Origin of the sequence: Pseudoxanthomonas sp. (assembly GCF_035999195.1) — a bacterium.
Classification (GTDB): domain Bacteria; phylum Pseudomonadota; class Gammaproteobacteria; order Xanthomonadales; family Xanthomonadaceae; genus Pseudoxanthomonas_A.
Genome location: NZ_DASYGY010000009.1, coordinates 18,893 through 35,150, shown reverse-complemented (window position 1 = coordinate 35,150; position 16,258 = coordinate 18,893). Strand labels below are relative to the sequence as shown.

At 67.3% G+C, this 16,258-nt stretch carries 13 protein-coding genes and 1 tRNA gene; 7 read left to right on the top strand and 7 right to left on the bottom strand.

The genetic code is table 11. From position 1 onward, the window contains the following. Positions 1 to 10: 10 nt before the first annotated feature. The 3 genes from VGN58_RS07465 to VGN58_RS07455 all read left to right on the top strand — a co-directional run bounded on the left by VGN58_RS07465 (position 11) and on the right by VGN58_RS07455 (position 2,455). Positions 11 to 889 (top strand): M28 family metallopeptidase, encoded by an 879-nt coding sequence (locus VGN58_RS07465; RefSeq protein ID WP_327482667.1) that lies wholly within the window; start codon positions 11 to 13, stop codon positions 887 to 889. A 430-nt stretch (positions 890 to 1,319) separates the two neighbouring features. After that, on the top strand, positions 1,320 to 1,538 hold the full coding sequence (locus VGN58_RS07460; RefSeq protein WP_327482666.1) for a hypothetical protein: 219 nt from the start codon (positions 1,320 to 1,322) through the stop codon (positions 1,536 to 1,538). 113 nt (positions 1,539 to 1,651) lie between these two features. Next, complete coding sequence (locus VGN58_RS07455; protein WP_327482665.1) at positions 1,652 to 2,455, top strand: isocitrate lyase/phosphoenolpyruvate mutase family protein; 804 nt, start codon at positions 1,652 to 1,654, stop codon at positions 2,453 to 2,455. Between the two features lie 423 nt (positions 2,456 to 2,878). On the opposite strand, the gene ggpS is transcribed toward VGN58_RS07455, so the two are convergent. The 3 genes from ggpS to VGN58_RS07440 form a co-directional block, all read right to left on the bottom strand. Next, positions 2,879 to 5,173 (bottom strand): glucosylglycerol-phosphate synthase, encoded by a 2,295-nt coding sequence (gene ggpS, locus VGN58_RS07450; RefSeq protein ID WP_327482664.1) that lies wholly within the window; start codon positions 5,171 to 5,173, stop codon positions 2,879 to 2,881. A gap of 795 nt (positions 5,174 to 5,968) precedes the next feature. After that, the gene (locus tag VGN58_RS07445) at positions 5,969 to 7,138 is read right to left on the bottom strand and encodes a serine hydrolase domain-containing protein (protein ID WP_327482663.1); all 1,170 of its coding nucleotides are present in this window, start codon (positions 7,136 to 7,138) and stop codon (positions 5,969 to 5,971) included. Between the two features lie 92 nt (positions 7,139 to 7,230). Beyond that, complete coding sequence (locus VGN58_RS07440) at positions 7,231 to 7,512, bottom strand: hypothetical protein (RefSeq protein WP_327482662.1); 282 nt, start codon at positions 7,510 to 7,512, stop codon at positions 7,231 to 7,233. 320 nt (positions 7,513 to 7,832) lie between these two features. Between VGN58_RS07440 and VGN58_RS07435 the strand changes: the two genes are divergently transcribed. Then, positions 7,833 to 9,233 (top strand): VCBS repeat-containing protein, encoded by a 1,401-nt coding sequence (locus VGN58_RS07435; protein WP_327482661.1) that lies wholly within the window; start codon positions 7,833 to 7,835, stop codon positions 9,231 to 9,233. A gap of 212 nt (positions 9,234 to 9,445) precedes the next feature. On the opposite strand, the gene VGN58_RS07430 is transcribed toward VGN58_RS07435, so the two are convergent. Both VGN58_RS07430 and VGN58_RS07425 read right to left on the bottom strand, forming a co-directional pair. Continuing rightward, positions 9,446 to 9,535, bottom strand: a tRNA-Ser gene (locus VGN58_RS07430). Positions 9,536 to 9,648: 113 nt separating this feature from the next. After that, on the bottom strand, positions 9,649 to 10,656 hold the full coding sequence (locus VGN58_RS07425) for a LysR family transcriptional regulator (RefSeq protein ID WP_055944637.1): 1,008 nt from the start codon (positions 10,654 to 10,656) through the stop codon (positions 9,649 to 9,651). 117 nt (positions 10,657 to 10,773) lie between these two features. Between VGN58_RS07425 and VGN58_RS07420 the strand changes: the two genes are divergently transcribed. Then, positions 10,774 to 11,352: an FMN-dependent NADH-azoreductase gene (locus VGN58_RS07420; RefSeq protein ID WP_327482660.1), complete on the top strand. Its 579-nt coding sequence runs from the start codon at positions 10,774 to 10,776 to the stop codon at positions 11,350 to 11,352. Positions 11,353 to 11,704: 352 nt separating this feature from the next. Here the strand turns inward: VGN58_RS07420 and serS are convergent, their stop codons facing one another. Next, positions 11,705 to 12,985, bottom strand: coding sequence for a serine--tRNA ligase (gene serS, locus VGN58_RS07415; RefSeq protein ID WP_327482659.1), 1,281 nt, complete (start codon positions 12,983 to 12,985; stop codon positions 11,705 to 11,707). A gap of 111 nt (positions 12,986 to 13,096) precedes the next feature. On the opposite strand from serS, the gene VGN58_RS07410 reads away from it, so the two are divergent. Continuing rightward, positions 13,097 to 13,744, top strand: a complete 648-nt coding sequence (locus VGN58_RS07410; RefSeq protein WP_327482658.1) for a TonB family protein — start codon at positions 13,097 to 13,099, stop codon at positions 13,742 to 13,744. A 389-nt stretch (positions 13,745 to 14,133) separates the two neighbouring features. Beyond that, positions 14,134 to 14,697, top strand: coding sequence for an energy transducer TonB (locus VGN58_RS07405; protein ID WP_327482657.1), 564 nt, complete (start codon positions 14,134 to 14,136; stop codon positions 14,695 to 14,697). A 196-nt stretch (positions 14,698 to 14,893) separates the two neighbouring features. Here the strand turns inward: VGN58_RS07405 and aroA are convergent, their stop codons facing one another. Then, entirely contained in the window at positions 14,894 to 16,198 is a 1,305-nt protein-coding gene (aroA, locus tag VGN58_RS07400; protein ID WP_327482656.1) for a 3-phosphoshikimate 1-carboxyvinyltransferase, read from the bottom strand. Positions 16,199 to 16,258: the final 60 nt, after the last annotated feature.

The following is a 16,258-nucleotide window of genomic DNA, read 5'->3' as shown; positions in this document are numbered from 1 at the left end:
GGATTCCGCCATGTCCGAGATGCGCCGTCGTGTTCGCGTTGCCTTGCTGCTGTCCCTGTTCGCCAGCGCACCGGTCTGGGCCGACACCACGGTGTCGGAGCGCTGGCACCAACAGGTCGAGGCGATCAGCGCGGGCACCGGCACCGTCGCCCGCGGCGACGCCATCGGCGCGCGCCTGGATGCGCTGGGCATCGCGTGGAAGCGTGAGCCATTCGTGCGCGGGGACCAGGCCGGCGAGAATCTCGTCGCCGACCTCGGCGGACCCGCCGACGCGCCGCTGCTGCTGATCGGTGCGCACTACGACAAGGTCCCGGTGGGTCACGGCGCCACCGACAACGCCTCCGGCGTGGCCGCCGTGCTGGAACTGGCGCAGGCGCTGAAGGCCAAGCCGCTGGCGCACCACCGCGTGCAGGTGGTGTTCTGGGACCTGGAGGAGAAGGGTCTGGTGGGCGCGCACGCCTGGGTCGCCACCGAAGGGCGCGAGAAGCCGGCGCTGTACGTCAATTTCGACGTGTTCGGCTGGGGCGACACGCTGTGGATGATGACGCCCGCCGCCGAGGGCGACAGCCTGCTGGTCGCCGCCCTGCGCGCCGCCAGCAGGCACGAGAAGCTCGGCTTCTCGCCGGGCGACCAGTATCCGCCCACCGATCATCTGGCGTTCCTCAAGGCGGGGTGGCCGGCGGTGTCGTTCTCGCTGGTCGGCGGCGACGAGATCGACCCCATCCTCGCCGTCTTCGGCGGCGGCAAGCCGGCGCAGGTGCCGAAGGTGATGCAGGTGATCCACAGCGAACGGGACACGACGGACGAACTCGACGCGACCCGCGTGGACGATGCCCTGCGCGTGGTCGAACAGGGCCTGCGGGCCTGGGATGCAGCCGCCGGCCGCTGACCGACACCATCCCACCACGGACACACGAACGGGCCCTGGCGGGCCCGTTTGCGTTGGGGGCGAGAACACGCCTGGCTCTCCGGGCGGCGACGGTGTCGGACTCGCGGTCCACCGCCAGGCGCAGCACGGAACAGGGGGTGTCCGGGGACGCTGCGTTCGGTTCTCTCGTGGTGCCCTGGGTGTCAGCCTTGCGGCTCGGTAGCAGGGTGAGCGCGGGGGCAGAAGGGGTGGATCTGCCGGCCCGACCACTGGGCGTCGTTTTACGGTGCCACATGCGAAGGCCATGTGTAGGCCATTCAGCCTGACCGCACAGTTTTCTCACGCGCCGTGCACGTGGATTAATCCTGCAAAACGGCAGGCTGCGCGTATGCGTCCGCGTCACGGCACAGGACGTACGTTTCCGTACATCAAGCCTGCAACGACCTCCATGATGACCTTCGACCTCTTCCACGCCCCCGCGGACGACGGCTCCTACGAACTGTCGATCAACGAGTCGCCACCGCTCCGTTTCGCCACCCCCGGCGCCGCACTCGGCTATGCCGTGAAGCTGGCCAACCAGCGCCACCAGCAAGGGCTGGACTACGCCATCAACATCGAAGGCGGCGACGGCCGCTGGCGGCTGTTCGAGGGCTGGAAACTCTGCGCCTGACACCCGGCGTCGGCGAATGAGGCGCAGGGAGCGGTGATGCTGTCCGCATCCGGTGAGTGCGCTCCGCCCGACCGTGGCACCCTGTCGGTCCGCTTTCCACCGCCGGTCCGCCGATGCCTGCCACGTCCCCCGCCACCCGTTTCCGCCACTTGCATACGCAGGGCCTGCTCCGCCTGGCCAATGCCTGGGATGCAGGCACCGCCCGCCTGATCGAACACCTGGGCGCGCCGGCCGTCGCCACCACCAGCGCCGGCCTCGCGTGGTCGCAGGGCTGGCCCGACGGCGACGCGCTCGATCTTGACGCCCTGCTGCACGCGGTCGGCGGAATCGCGCGCGTCGTCACCGTGCCGCTGACCGTCGATGTGGAAGGCGGCTACTCGGACGATCCCGCCATCGTCGCCGACACCGTGCTGCGCGTCGTGCGTGCCGGAGCGGCCGGCATCAACCTGGAGGATGGCGCCGGCGATCCCGACCTGCTCGCCGCCAAGATCCGCGCGATCCGCCACGCGTGCGCCGCACAGGGCCTGGATGTCTTCATCAATGCGCGTACCGATGTCTATCTGCGCGGCCTGGTGCCGGACACGGCACGCATCGGGGAAACGCTGGCCCGTGCCGCGCGCTATCGCGTCGCCGGTGCCGATGGCCTGTTCGTGCCGGGCCTGGTGGATGCCGACGGCATCCGCGCCGTGGCCGCCGGCATCGGGCTGCCGCTCAACCTGATGCTGCGTCCGCAGCTGCAGGACCTCGCCGCACTGGAAGCGCTGGGCGTGCGCCGCATCAGTGCCGGCTCGGCGCTGGCCGAGTCCATGTACGGCCGGCTGGCCGAGCAGGTCGAGACGTTCCTGCGCGCCGATGTCACTCCCCTGCCCGACCCGCAGGCGATGGGCTACGGCGCGATCAACCGCCTGTTCGGTTGAACCCGGGCGCCGCGTAGGATTTTTCCTACAGCACGGCGGGACAAGACCCGACTGTGAATGTGAAAGCCATGGATGAGGATAACCCTGTCCCCGGCAGCACGCCCTGCGCAGGCCACGAATGGCCGCTCTGCAATGGAACTGGGCGCTGCCTTGAGCAAGCAGCACTGCCGGAGCCGGGGACTCCCCCTTTCAGACCCGACCTTCATGGTCGGGTTTTCTTTTGCCTGTCGTGAGCCGGCGATCCGCGAATCAGCGGCCCAGCCAGAGCTCGGGCGCCTGCAGCAACCCGAACAGCACCAGCGCGGTCGCCGCGATCAACAACCAGACCATGCTCCGCATCACCAGCATTCGCATCGTGGGTCTCCTGCCCCGTGTGTGACGCGACTATCGCCACTCGCACCGCACCCGTCAAAGGTAAATGCATTAAGCCGCGATGGCCGCGTGCGTAGCCGCATTCTCCTCGTCCTCGCCCTGTGCGGCCGCCAGGAACTCGCGGCCCCAGCGCGACAGGTCGTGGTGGCGGACGATGTCGAACAGGCGTCGCTGCCGGTCTTCGCGTTCGCCCGGTGTCATCACCAGGGCCTGGCGCAAGGTGCGCGCGAGGTCGGCCGGATCGTGCGGATTGGTCAGCACCGCGCCCTTCAATTCCGCCGCCGCACCGGCGAACTCCGACAGCACCAGCACGCCGTCGCCGCCATCCAGGCCCTGCACCGCGACGAACTCCTTCGCCACCAGGTTCAGCCCATCACGCAGCGGCGTGATCCACATGACGTCGGCGGCGGCGTAATGCGCCACCACGTCGGCGAACGGCAGCACGCGCGCGAAGAAGCGGACCGGCGTCCAGTCCAGCTGCGACAGCCGGCCGTTGATGCGGCCCACCGCCTGTTCGATCTGCTGCTGCAGCGGCCGGTACACAGTCATCTCCTTGGCCGCCGGCACGCACACCAGCACCAGCGTCACCTCGCCGCGCAGCTCGGGCGATTCGTCCAGCAGGCGCTCGAACGCGTGCAGCTTCTGCAGGATGCCCTTGGTGTAGTCCAGCCGCTCGATCGACAACACCAGCTTGCGCCGGCCGATCTCGTCGCGGATCCGGGTGATGTCCTCGGCCACCTGCTCCGTCTCCAGGCAGGTGCGGATGCGGCCCACGTCGGTGCCGATCGGATGCGCGCCGATGCGCACCGTGCGCCCGTCGATGCGCAGCTCGGTGGCCATGTCCTCCACGCCGACCGCGCAGCCGAAGGTCAGGAAGCGCGGCGCGCACGAGGCGCGCTGGGTCACCTCCACCGGGAAGGTGCTGCGCACCGCGTCGGTGAAGTTCTCGGCGTGGCGCGGGATGTGGAAGCCCACGTAGTCGCAGGCCAGCAGACTGCCCAGGATCTCGCGGCGCCACGGCAGGATGGCGAAGATGTCCGCCGACGGGAACTGCGTGTGGTGGAAGAAGGCGATCTTCACGTCCGGGCGCAGCTCGCGCAGCACCGACGGCACCATCCACAGGTTGTAGTCGTGCAGCCAGACGGTCGCGCCCGGCGCGGCCTCGGCGGCGGCGGCCTCGGCGAAGCGGCGGTTGACCCGCTTGAACAGGTCCCAGTCGTCCTCGTTGAAGCGCGCGCGCTCCCAGAAGCTGTTGATCACCGGCCAGAACGCTTCCTTCGAGAAGCGCTTGTAGAACACGTCCACCTCGTGCTTGGTCAGCGGCACATGCGTCGCGGTGAGGCCCGGGTACTGCTCGGCGTCCACCGGCGCGCGCGCTTCGACCGGCGGCGCCTTCGGGTCATCCACCGTCCACGCCACCCACGACCCCGGCTGGCCGCTGCCGAAGAAGCTGAGCAGGCTGGGAATGATGCCGTTGGGCGAACTGTGCGGCCGGCGCACGCGCTGGCCGTCGACGATGTGCTCCTCGTACGGCAGGCGGTGGTAGACCATCACCAGTTCCGCCTTGCCCGGCGGATGCGGCGTGGGCCGATAGTCGTCGGCATCGATCAGCGCGAAATGCGCCATCGCCTGCAGGATGCCGCCGCACCCCGGCGCATCGGCATGCAGCACGTTGTCCATGTCGGCCGTGGCGGCGACCAGCGCCGGCTCGGATTCGCCCACGCATACGCCCGGGAAGTCCTCGCCGTACATCGACAGGTCGTTAAGCGTGTCGCCGGCCACCAGCACGCGCGACGGGTCCAGATCCAGCTCGTCCACCAGCGCGGTCAGCGTGCTGCCCTTGCGCGTGTCGCGCGGCAGGATGTCCAGGTAGCGGTCGGCCGAATACAGCACTTCGCAGCCCAGCGAGGCGGCGACCGCCTCCACTTCGGCCTGGATGGTGGAGAGCTGCTCGGGGTGGCAGTAGTAGGAGCAGCGTCGCTCCTGCGGCACTTCCTGGCGCACCAGCATGGGAAAGCGGCGCATGGCCTCGGCCACCACATGCTCGCCCGGCCAGCGCGCTTCGATCTGCGACTGCAGCGGCTGGATGGGCTGCATGTCGGCGGTCCGCAGCACGGTGGCGCCGACATCGCAGATGACGTAATCGGGCGTGGGCAGGCCGGGATCGGCGAGCAGCGGCAGGATCGCTTCACGGCCGCGACCGGTGACCCACGCCAGCTTGACGTCGGGATGGGCGTCGACCAGGTGGTACAGGCGCTTGCGCGCGTCCGGATCGCCGGCCAGGAAGGTGCCGTCCAGATCGGTGGCCAGCAGCAGGGGTTGGTCGGGTTGTTTCAGCAGGCTCATGCAAGTGCACTCCAGGGTGGGGAGATGCCGCGCACAAGGCACGACGCGAAGGCATCCACGGACGCCGGCGGGGAGAGTCATCGCATCGCGAGAAAGCGCCGCGATCGGGCGCAGGAAACGAGGTGCCGCGTGCCGGGCACGCTGCGCGCGGAAGCGCTGCAGATGTGCGTCCGTCCCCGAAGCATGGACGCGGACATCGACTGATGCGATGCAGCATTGTAGTCCGCATCTCACGGCGAGAGGTCAACGTGATGTTAAGAATGTTAAATCGACGCGCGAAGTCGCGGCTTTACACGCTTGAGGGTGATCGCGCCCTCAGCCTCAATACGGCGAATTTCGAAATCCAAGCAGGAAAAGTCACTTTTGCGGCTGAACGGTGCTCTCGTCCATCAGCACGCACGGACGTTGGATCGAAATGATGGGCTCATCCATCAAAAAGATGGAACGTTGGATCGAAACGATGCATTGATCCATCAAAACGATGGAACGTTGGACCGAAACGATGCACTGATTCATCGAAACGATGGAACGTTGGATCGAAACGATGCACCGGTCCATCGAAAAGATGGAACGTCGGATCAGAACGATGCATTGATCGATCAAAAAGATGGAACGCTGGATCGAAACGATGCGCCGATCCATCGAAACGATGGAACGCCGGGCACAAGCGCCCCGCTCTCCCCACGGGTGCGCGCTGACGCAGAGGAGCCCGCGAGGCCGACACCCCCGTCGTGCCCTCCTGGACTTCCGGTGCCGGGGGCGACGGGGAGCCAGCGCCGCACCACGGCGCCCGCCTCAGTCGACGAAGGCCTTGCCGCTGCCGTACTCCCACGTCCACGGTACGCCGGTCTCGCCCAGCACGAACGCCACCAGCCGCGGGAACGCGCGCTCGGCGCGCACGTCGTTGCCCAGGATCACCACGCAGCGCCTGCGCTGTTTCACGCACACCCAGGTGTTGCCGGTGGAGTCGTTGTGCCCGCCCTTGAAGAAGCCCGCGCCCTGCGGGCCCTCGAACACCAATACGCCGAGCCCGGCCGCGAGATCCTTGCGCCGCTGCGCCGGCGGCAGCGCCTCCTGCAGCGTGGGAAACTGCGAGGCCGTGGTGATGGGCAGCTGCGGCGCGGTGATGGCATCGAACGTGGCCCGCTCGAGACCCTCTCCGTTGATGAAGGCCGCGGCCAGGTTCGCCATGTCGGCGATGGTGGTGTCCATCGAACCGGCCGCGCGCACGCGGCCGCGCTCGTCGTGCGGCTCGACGGTGCCGTCCTCCTTCCAGCCGTCGGCGAGGTTGGCGGCGAACTCCGGGCGCCACGTCATGCCGGTGTCCGGCATGCCGAAGCAGTCGAACACGCGCCGCTGCATCTCGGCGCCCACGTCCAGGCCCAGCCCGCGCTCGATCACGTACTGCAGCAGGATCAATCCTTCGCCGGAGTACGCGTAGCGCGTGCCGGGATCGAAGTGGATGCGCAGCTTGCCGTCCGGTTCGAGGAAGGCGAAGTTGGCGAAGCCGCCGCTGTGGGTCAGCAGGTGGCGCGCGGTGATCTTTTTCCAGCGCGGGTCGCCGGCCAGGTCGGGCCACGGGCCGTAGCCGGCCACTGCGGGATAGTCGGGCAGCGCCTTGTCGAAGTACGTGCCGACGGGACGGTCGAGGTCCAGCCTGCCCTCGTCCACCAGCTGCATCACGGTGTAGGCGAACACCGCCTTGGTCAACGACGCCCCGTACATCACCGTAGCGGTCTGCAGCGGATCGCCCTTCGCATTGCGCTGGCCGTAGGCGGCCACGTGGACGACTTTGCCGTCGTCGATCACCGCGATGGCCAAGCCATTGGCCTGCGCGGCCTTCATCGCCGCGGCGACCTCGGCGTCCAGCGCGGCACGGGTGGGAATGGGATGCGGCGCGGTTTCCGCCGCAAGCGCGGCGAACGGCAGCATGGCGAGCAGGCAGACTCCGAGCAATCGACGCATGACCCCTCCTGGTTGGGCCCGATGATACGGTCGGCGGGCATCGGATTGAGCGCCGGACGTCACGCCGATGGCCGCGCGCGCCGCCGCGACGGCTAGGCCAGCAGGATCTTCATCAGCGCCAGTGTGGCCACGGCAGTCGTCAGCCAGATCATCACGCGCTTCAGCAGCGCGACATCCAGCGCCCCCGCCGGCCGCGACTCGCGCGGCACATTGAAGCCCACCACCAGCACATGCATCGGCAGCGCGATCACCAGCAGGAACGCGAACACCCAGTTCAACGTCTCCTCGCCCAGGTGAGGCCAGACCAGCGGCATCACGATGCCGGCGAAGAGACCGGTGATGGCGGCGGTGATGGGGGTTGGGGTGAGTTTCATGCGCCACGGCATCCGGACAGATCGTTACCGCAGTCTAGCCGCCGCACCGCGTGCGTGGCGGAGATGCGCACTGGCAAAAAGTCGTAGACCGTAGCCCGGGTACGCGAAGCGCACCCGGGGAAGTTCGTCAGGGGGACGTGCACTGCAGAGACCTCGGTTGCGGCCGTTGGCCTTACGCGGGCTACGCCGCTCCAGTCACTTGCGACTGGACATATCAGGCCTCTAGTATCACAGCCCACCATGCAGCCGCGGGCAAGAGTCTCGCCAGGGTGGTGATGGGAACGGACGGGCTGCGATGCCTCTTAAGGATGACAAGTACGATGACTATCTTGTTCCGCGCACTGTTCCCGATGATGCTTTTGACCCTATCAGGCTGCGATCGCTCTTCGATCCAGCAGCACGACGACGGGAAGCCGCCGGCAGGGTCTTCCGCGAGTGCCGGCAAGGGCGCTTCGCCGGGCGCTCCTGCCCGTCTTGCATCTGGCAACATAGCTCGCGCAGCGACCGCCTTCGGCTTTGGTCCGCACGTCCCACTGGCCCGAGAGGAAGGGGGCTCGATGGCGGACTATGAAGCGGTGGTCGTCGGCGATTTCAACGGCGATCTTCGAGACGACATTGTCGCACTTCCCCGCTCGAACTCGGCCGAGTTTTTCATGCAGATGGATGGCGGCGTCCTGGCTCCCCCGATCATTTTCAGATATGGGTCAGAGAACTACAGGTCCAACAACCTCCTGCTGAAGGACGATTTCAACAACGACCACCTGCCCGATGTCGCATTCCACACCGTAGATAGGAATGGCGCATTTGGTGGCGTCGGACTGCTTCTGTCGCGGACACAGGAGACCCCGGTTTTTCATCAGGGCTATCCCGAACTGAACTTCGCATCCGGCGAGTCGATCGGCGACTGGGCATCGATCGATGTCGATGGCGATGGAAACAAGGACATTGTCGTCCTCCGGGGAACCGACGACTACATTACTTATCCGGAGTGCTTCCAGGGTTGCCCTAACATCCAGACCCTCAAGGGCGACGGTCGCGGAAGTTTTCTGAAGGGTGACAAAATCTTTCTTCCGTTCAAGGTCGTGCGCGGATTGGTCACCGAGGATATCGATGGCGATGGTATACAAGACCTCGTGCTATCAGCCGATGATTCAGTTAGTCCTCCCTACGGTACCGGCGTGTATTCAATGAAGAGACTCGCCACGGGCGGGCTTTCGAACCCGGTTCTGCTGCATCGACTGGCCGAGCACGACCATCTCTCGTTCGCTGATCTGAACGGCGATGGCCGCATCGATTCCATCGCGGGATACGAAGTCCACTTTCGAACCGCAACGGGAGACTTTGGCCCACCGTTAGGACTTGCAGGCTGGTATCCGTATCCGTCAACCGCTTTCGTAGCCGATATCGACGGGAACGGGCAAGCCGACGTTATCAACCATCAGTTTAGCGATTTCGGCACCTACCCCTTTCTGGCGGTCTACCTGCAGCAGGATGGCGTCATCCAGTCGCCGCTCCTGATCCAGGACGCGCCGCTGCGCTACATGTTCAAAGTTTCGTACCACAAGCGCGCCTATGCCGCTGGCGACGTGAATGGCGATGGCTGCCAGGACATGGTGATCGCCGGCGGTTACGACGGAGTAATCCTGCTCCACGGCAAGCATTGCGTCCCTAAGCCACCTCGCCCGACAGGAGGGAATCTCCCGCCGCGCTTGAGGCAGTAGAGAACCCAGCGCGCGGCGTATCGCGATACATCTTGCTGTCGGTGACTATGCGGCAAGATGGCGGGAGAACGGTAACCTCTTTCACTGCGGGCAACCCGATGCCATAAACCAACGGGTATCGCTACAGCCCACCCATCATCGCGACCCGTCGGGCATAGCAAACGATGGGTATCGCTGCGCTCAACCCATCCTAAATTTCATAATTATCGAAGTGGCGGAGAGAGTGGGATTCGAACCCACGGTAGGCTTACACCTACGGCAGTTTTCAAGACTGCTGCCTTAAACCGCTCGGCCATCTCTCCGTTGTCTGGAACTGCCCGCGACCCCGTCGCGGTGCCTCGCCACCCTACCCCGGCGGCGCGCCCGGCCCCTTGCAGGCCGGTGCGCATTTTCGCACGAACCCCGCCGCCGTGGCTTACGAAGCCTTCTTCACCTTGCCGGCCTTGGTGTTGTCGATCGCCATCGCGATGGCCTTCTCCTTCGCCTCCGCGCAGGCGCCGCCGCAATCCAGCCGCGACGACTCGATCTGCTGCGGCAGATGCTCGGCCAGGAAATCGATGAACACCCGCACCGCCGGCAACATGCCACGGCGCGACGCGAACACCGCGTGGCAGATGCCTTGCGGCAGGCTCCATTCCGGCAGCACCACTTCCAGCTCACCCTTGCGCACCGCGTCCGCGCATACCGTCTCCGGCAGCAGCGTGATGCCGTACCCGTCCTTCGCCATCGACTGCAGCAGCGGGAAGTCGAAGCCGGCCAGGCGCGGATTCAGTTCGATGCGGCGCACCTCGCCGTCCGGACCATGCAGCTCCCAGCGCTGGCGCGCCTCGTCCTCGCTGATGCTCAGGGTGACGTGCTCAGCCAGGTCTTCCGGCACCTTCGGGCGGCCGGCGCGGTTGAGGTACTTTGGGCTGGCGACCAGCAGCTCCTGGATCTGGCCGAAGCTGCGCATCACCAGGCTGCCGTCGTCGTCGAGCTTGGCGCGCACGCGCAGGGCCACGTCGTAGCCCTCGTTGATGATGTCCACGCGGCGGTTGTTGACGTGCAACTGCAGGCGGACCTTCGGGTACTTGTCGAGGAAGGCCGGCAGGATCTTCGGTAACTGCATCTGCGCCACCGCCACCGGCACGCTGACGCGCACCACCCCGCGCGGCTCGGCGCTGAGGCGATCGACCACTTCGCGCGCCGCCTGCGCTTCGGCCAGCATGGTCTGCGCATGGCGGTGCACGCTGGTGCCGACGTCGGTCACCGCGAAGCGGCGCGTGGAACGCTGCAGCAGGCGCACGCCCAGGTCGGTTTCCAACTGGCTGATGCGCCGGCTCAGGCGGGACTTGGGAATGCCCAGGGCGCGCTCGGCCGCGGCAAAGCCGCCGTGGTCCACCACCATGGCGAAGTAGTAGAGATCGTTGAGGTCATGCTGCATGAAATAATTCCGCCCTTAGAACAATCAGTGACGTTAAACCACGTTTATCCCACCAATGCAACGACCTACAGTGGTCTCCAAGGCGGCGTTGGGCCGCGTCCAGACCGGAGCACCACCATGAAACTATTGCATATCGACAGCAGCGCCCTGGCCGCGAACTCGGTCAGCCGACAACTGACGGCCGCCATCGTAGCCCGTTGGCAGGACAGCGTGCCCGGGCTGGAGGTCACCTACCGCGATCTCGACGCCGACCCGCTGCCCCACCTGACCAATGCCGTACTGGGTGGGGGCGATGCCGCCGCCGCACAAGCCGGCGAGGCCACGCTGCAGCAGTTCCTGGAGGCCGACGTCATCGTGCTGGGCGTGCCGCGCTACAACTTCGGCGTGCCCTCCACGCTGAAAGCCTGGATCGACCGCGTGGCCGTGGCCGGCCGCACCTTCAAGTACACCGAGAACGGCCCGGTGGGCCTGGCCGGCGGCAAGAAGGTGATCGTGGCCGAGGCCAGCGGCGGCGAGTACGCCGGCACCGCGATCGACTTCGTCGCGCCTTACCTGACCCAGCTGTTCAAGTTCCTGGGCATCACCGATGTGGAGTTCGTGCGCGCCGAGCGCGTGGCCTATTCGCCCGAGCACAAGGCGCAGGCCATCGAAGCGGCGCTGGCCAGCATCCCGGCCCCGCTGCGCAAAGCCGCCTGACCTCATAAGTACCATCCGCTCCCTCTCCGTTCGGCCCGCGCAAGCGGGCCGTTTTCTTTTGGGCGCGCGAAGATGCCTGGATGACTTCCCTCGCCCTGCGCAGCGGGGGTGAGGATGGCCTGCTTGCGCGGCATGCCGCGCAGGCCGTCCGAACGCCGGGCGTGCTTCGCCCGGCCGGGGTGGGTGCCCGAAGGGCGGGTGAGGGGCGAGCGGAGATGGACGCTGGGACGTTCCGCGAAAGCCTAGCGTTCGATAAGCGAGGGCTTGGCACCTGAGGCACTCCGCGAAGAGCTGCCCCTCATCCGCCCTCCGGGCACCTTCTCCCCGCCTGCGGGGAGTAGGAACAAAAACATCAGACGATCCGTTCCGCCCCGCCCATGTACGGCCGCAGCACCTCGGGCACCGTGATCGAGCCGTCGGCGTTCTGGTAGTTCTCCATCACCGCGATCAGTGCGCGGCCGACGGCGGTGCCGGAGCCGTTGAGGGTGTGCACGGGCTCGGGCTTGCCGGTGGCGGGGTTGCGCCAGCGGGCCTGCATGCGGCGGGCCTGGAAATCCTCGCAGTTGGAGCACGAGGAAATCTCGCGGTACATGTCCTGCGACGGCAGCCAGACTTCCAGGTCGAAGGTTTTGGTGGCGCCGAAGCCCATGTCGCCGGTGCACAGCAGCATGCGGCGGTACGGCAGGCCCAGCTTCTCCAGCACGGTCTCGGCAGCGCGGGTCATGCGTTCCTGCTCGTCGTAGCTCTCCGACGGGCGCGCGATGGAGACCAGCTCCACCTTCTCGAACTGGTGCTGGCGGATCATGCCGCGCACGTCGCGGCCACCACTGCCGGCTTCGGACCGGAAGCACATAGAATGCGCGGTCATGCGCAGCGGCAGGCGGGCGTCGTCGAGGATCTCGTCGCGGACGATGTTGGTCAGCGGCACTTCCGAGGTCGGGATGAGGTAGCGCGTGTGTTCGCCGAGTTCGGTGGAGAACAGGTCTTCCTCGAACTTCGGCAGCTGGCCGGTGCCGCGCATCGAGTCGGCGTTGACGATCACCGGCACGCTGGTCTCTTCGTAGCCGTGTTCCGTGGTGTGCAGGTCGAGCATGAACTGCGCCAGCGCGCGGTGCAGGCGCGCCAACTGCCCGCGCAGCACGGTGAAGCGGGCGCCGGACAGCTTGGCGGCGGTGTCGGCATCCAGCCAGCCGTGGCGGGCGCCGAGTTCCACATGATCCTTGACCGGGAAGTCGAACGTGCGCGGGGTGCCCCAGCGGTGCTGCTCGACGTTGTCGCTCTCGTCCTGCCCGACCGGCACGCTGGCGTGCGGCAGGTTGGGAATGCCCAGCGCGATGGCTTCGATCTCGCTGCGGATCTCGTCCAGCTTCACTTCCGAGGCCTTCAGCTCGTCGCCGAAACCGGCCACTTCCGCCATCAGCGCGGAGACGTCCTCGCCCTTGGCCTTGGCCTGGCCGATGGCCTTGGAGCGGGTGTTGCGCAGGTTCTGCAGTTCCTCGGTGCGCTTCTGGAGCTGCTTGCGGGCGGCTTCCAGCTCGGCGATGCGGGACACGTCCAGGTCGAAACCGCGGGTCTCCCTGAGGCGCTGGGCGAGTTCGGCGGGCTGGGTGCGGAGCAGGACGGGATCGAGCATGGAAACAGCAGTCTGGCGTGGGAAGCGGCCATTATCGCCCATCTGCGACCGGCTGCCGGCGCGGTTAACCCCTGCTGTGCAAGAATCGGCGCGATTCCACCGGTGATCCCCATGTCGGCCCAGCAACCGCACGACCCGCACTTCACCTTCCGCCTGCCCCGCACCGCCCTGCGCAACGCCGCCATCGCCTTCGGCATCGGGCTGCTGCTGTTCGTCATCGTCTGGTGGGCGGGCCGCGACGACGGCTTCTACACCCCGGATGCCGCCGCGCCGGGCAAGCCGCTGCCGATCGAGGCGCTGCCCGAACCGCTGTCCACCGGTGCGGGCGCCAGCGGCATGGAGGAACCGGCGCCCCGCCCTGCGGCCGAAGAGCGCCCGCAGCTGGTGGAGGAAGCGCCGATGCCGCCGCCCGTGTCCGAGACGCCGTTGCCTGCCGTTCCCGGCGATGCCCCCGCGCCCACCGCCGCCGTTCCGCTGGCCCCGGGCGATGTGCCGGTGCCGATCCCCGGCCAGACGCCTGCGCCGGAATATCCCGCCGCCGCCATGCGCAACGGGGACCAGGGCACGGTGATGGTGCGGGTGGAAGTGGGCACCGATGGCGTGCCAACGTCCGTGGAGGTAGCGCAGCGCAGCGGCTCGCGTGACCTGGACCGCGCTGCGGTCAACGCCGTGCGCCAGTGGCGCTTCCAGCCGGCGCAGCGCGATGGCCAGCCGGTGCCCGGCGCGGTGACGGTGCCGATCGATTTCAAGATGCGGTGATGGGTCACCGGCATCGATCATGATGCGACATGTGCGCTTCGACGCCCCCACCTGAACACGAATCCACGAAAAACCGTTCGTGGTGAGCCTGTCGAACCACGCTTCTGGCGCTGATGTGCGCCGCCCTAGCTTTTGGATCTTCCGCAAAGAGCGTGGTTCGACAGGCTCACCACGAGCGGGGCCTCGGTTCGCAGCGTGCCATACGACAAGTGCGGTCCCAGGCCGAAAGGCTGCGCCCGTGCACGCGCCCTGCACACCGATGAACGTGTATTTCGCTAGCTGAACTCAAACCGGCACACTTCATCGCTCAATCACGCATCGCCAACATCGTCGCGCAAAGACTCGGCACCGTTCCAACGCGGAACCCACAACGCGAAACGGAGGTTCACATGTCGATGTCCACCCACAACGAATACCGCGCCCCCGACACCGTCGAAGACACCACGGTCGAACCGCGCCGCACCACCTCCCCCGTCCTGCTGACGCTGTTCGCCGTCGCCGTCACCGCCGGTGGCCTGGTCTGGTGGAGTCAGTCGCGCGCACCGGACGAAACCCCCGTGGCAACCGTGCCGGGAGCGGTGATCGGTGATGCGCCGCCCGCTGCGCCCGCAGGCGAACGCGCCGCCGCCAACCGTGCCCGCGCCGAGGCCGAACGCGTCGCCAAGCGCCCGGCGCCGATCAGCCGCGACGCGCGCCCGCTCGCGACCAACGCCGAGCCGAAGTATCCGGCCTCGATGCTGCGCGCCGGCGTGGGTGGCACGGTCGTGGTGCTGGCCGAGGTCGACGCCAACGGCAACCCGGTCGACGTGCGTGTGGTCGAGCGCAGCGGCGAGCGTGACCTCGATCGTGCCGCGCTGACGGCCGTGAAGCAGTGGCGCTTCGAGCCGGCCATGCGCAACGGCAAGGCTGTCGCCACCAGCGTGAAGGTGCCGGTGGACTTCACGCCGATCTAAACGACATCACTTGCGCTCCCGCCAGGGAGCGGACGAGGAACGAAAAGGGGGCGCGGGCAGGCGCCCCTTTTTTATGTATGCATCGTGCCTGCGAGCAGCTGTTGTGTGTTGTGGGAGCGACATAAGTCGCGATGAAGCGTTGGAGATGGATCATCGCGACTTACGTCGCTCCCACAGCACAGATTCCCGCGCTGTCTCAGGCCTTCCGCAGTGAGAATCCTGCGCCCATAGCCAATCCATCGTAGTTCGGGAACGACGTAGCCACATTCGCCACATCGCCCACGCGCACCTCGCCCGCCGCCAGCTGGCCGGCGATGGAGAACGCCATCGCGATGCGGTGGTCGCCATGGCTGTCGACCACCCCGCCCTGCAAGGTGCCGGGGTAGATCGTGGCGCCATCCGGCGTCTCGTCCACACCCAGGCCCAGCGTGCGCAAGCCATTGGCCATCGCGGCGAGGCGGTCGGATTCCTTCACCCGCAATTCGGCCGCGCCGCTGACGACCGTCGGGCCTTCCGCCGCAGCGGCGGCGACGAACAGCGCCGGGAATTCGTCGATCATGTCGGGCACCAGCGCTTCCGGCACGGCGATGCCGCGCAACGGCGCATGGCGCACGACCAGGTCGGCGACCGGTTCGCCGCCATGCTCGCTCGCGTTCTCTTCGGTAATGTCGGCGCCCATCAGGCGCAGCGCCTGCAACAGGCCGGTGCGTCGCGGATTGAGGCCGACCGCACGCAGGCGCAGTTCCGAACCGGGGATGATGCTGGCCGCGACCAGGAAGAAGGCCGCCGACGAGAAGTCGGCCGGCACCGCGATGTCCGTCGCTCTCAGCCGCTGGCCGCCATGCAGGCGCGCGAAGCCGGGCGAGAACTCGATGTCCACGCCAAAGGCCTTCAGCATGCGCTCGGTGTAATCGCGGGTGGGATGCGGCTCGCGCACGACCGTCTCGCCCTCTGCGTACAGGCCCGCCAGCAGCACCGCCGACTTCACCTGCGCGCTGGCGACGTCCAGTGTGTAGTCGATGCCGGCGAGTGGTTGTCCGCCATGGATGCGCAGCGGCGGCAGGCCGCCTTGCTCCGTATCGATGCGCGCGCCCATCTTCGACAGTGGGCCGGTGACGCGGCGCATCGGCCGCTTGGAGAGGGACGCATCGCCGACCAGCACGCTGTCGAAGCGCTGCGCCGCCAGCAGCCCGGCCAGCAGGCGCATGCCGGTGCCGGCATTGCCGCAGTCGAGTTCACCCTCTGCGGCCTTCAGGCCATCCACGCCGACGCCGTGCACGATGCGGCGCGACGGCGACGGGGTTTCGATGCGCACGCCCAGGCGCGAGAAGATCGCGGCCGTCGCACGCGTGTCCTCGCCCTCCAGGAAGCCGTCGATGGTCGACACGCCATCGGCCAGTGCGGCGAACATCACCGCGCGGTGCGAGACCGACTTGTCGCCGGGGATGTCGAGGGTGCCGCGCAGCGGTCGGCCAGCGGAGGCGATCCAGTCGTGTGTCATGGGATCTGTGATTCGTGATTCGTGATGGGTGATGGAGGATTCGAAGGGCCGCGTTCGGGT

Excerpts from the sequence above, each read along its gene's own strand:
- VGN58_RS07460 (WP_327482666.1), top strand. The coding sequence starts at position 1,320 with ATGACCTTCGACCTCTTCCACGCCCCCGCGGACGACGGCTCCTACGAA.
- VGN58_RS07410 (WP_327482658.1), top strand. The coding sequence starts at position 13,097 with ATGTCGGCCCAGCAACCGCACGACCCGCACTTCACCTTCCGCCTGCCC.
- aroA (WP_327482656.1), bottom strand. The coding sequence starts at position 16,198 with ATGACACACGACTGGATCGCCTCCGCTGGCCGACCGCTGCGCGGCACC.
- VGN58_RS07420 (WP_327482660.1), top strand. The coding sequence starts at position 10,774 with ATGAAACTATTGCATATCGACAGCAGCGCCCTGGCCGCGAACTCGGTC.
- VGN58_RS07405 (WP_327482657.1), top strand. The coding sequence starts at position 14,134 with ATGTCGATGTCCACCCACAACGAATACCGCGCCCCCGACACCGTCGAA.
- VGN58_RS07445 (WP_327482663.1), bottom strand. The coding sequence starts at position 7,138 with ATGCGTCGATTGCTCGGAGTCTGCCTGCTCGCCATGCTGCCGTTCGCC.
- VGN58_RS07455 (WP_327482665.1), top strand. The coding sequence starts at position 1,652 with ATGCCTGCCACGTCCCCCGCCACCCGTTTCCGCCACTTGCATACGCAG.
- VGN58_RS07440 (WP_327482662.1), bottom strand. The coding sequence starts at position 7,512 with ATGAAACTCACCCCAACCCCCATCACCGCCGCCATCACCGGTCTCTTC.
- VGN58_RS07425 (WP_055944637.1), bottom strand. The coding sequence starts at position 10,656 with ATGCAGCATGACCTCAACGATCTCTACTACTTCGCCATGGTGGTGGAC.
- serS (WP_327482659.1), bottom strand. The coding sequence starts at position 12,985 with ATGCTCGATCCCGTCCTGCTCCGCACCCAGCCCGCCGAACTCGCCCAG.
- VGN58_RS07435 (WP_327482661.1), top strand. The coding sequence starts at position 7,833 with ATGACTATCTTGTTCCGCGCACTGTTCCCGATGATGCTTTTGACCCTA.
- ggpS (WP_327482664.1), bottom strand. The coding sequence starts at position 5,173 with ATGAGCCTGCTGAAACAACCCGACCAACCCCTGCTGCTGGCCACCGAT.
- VGN58_RS07465 (WP_327482667.1), top strand. The coding sequence starts at position 11 with ATGTCCGAGATGCGCCGTCGTGTTCGCGTTGCCTTGCTGCTGTCCCTG.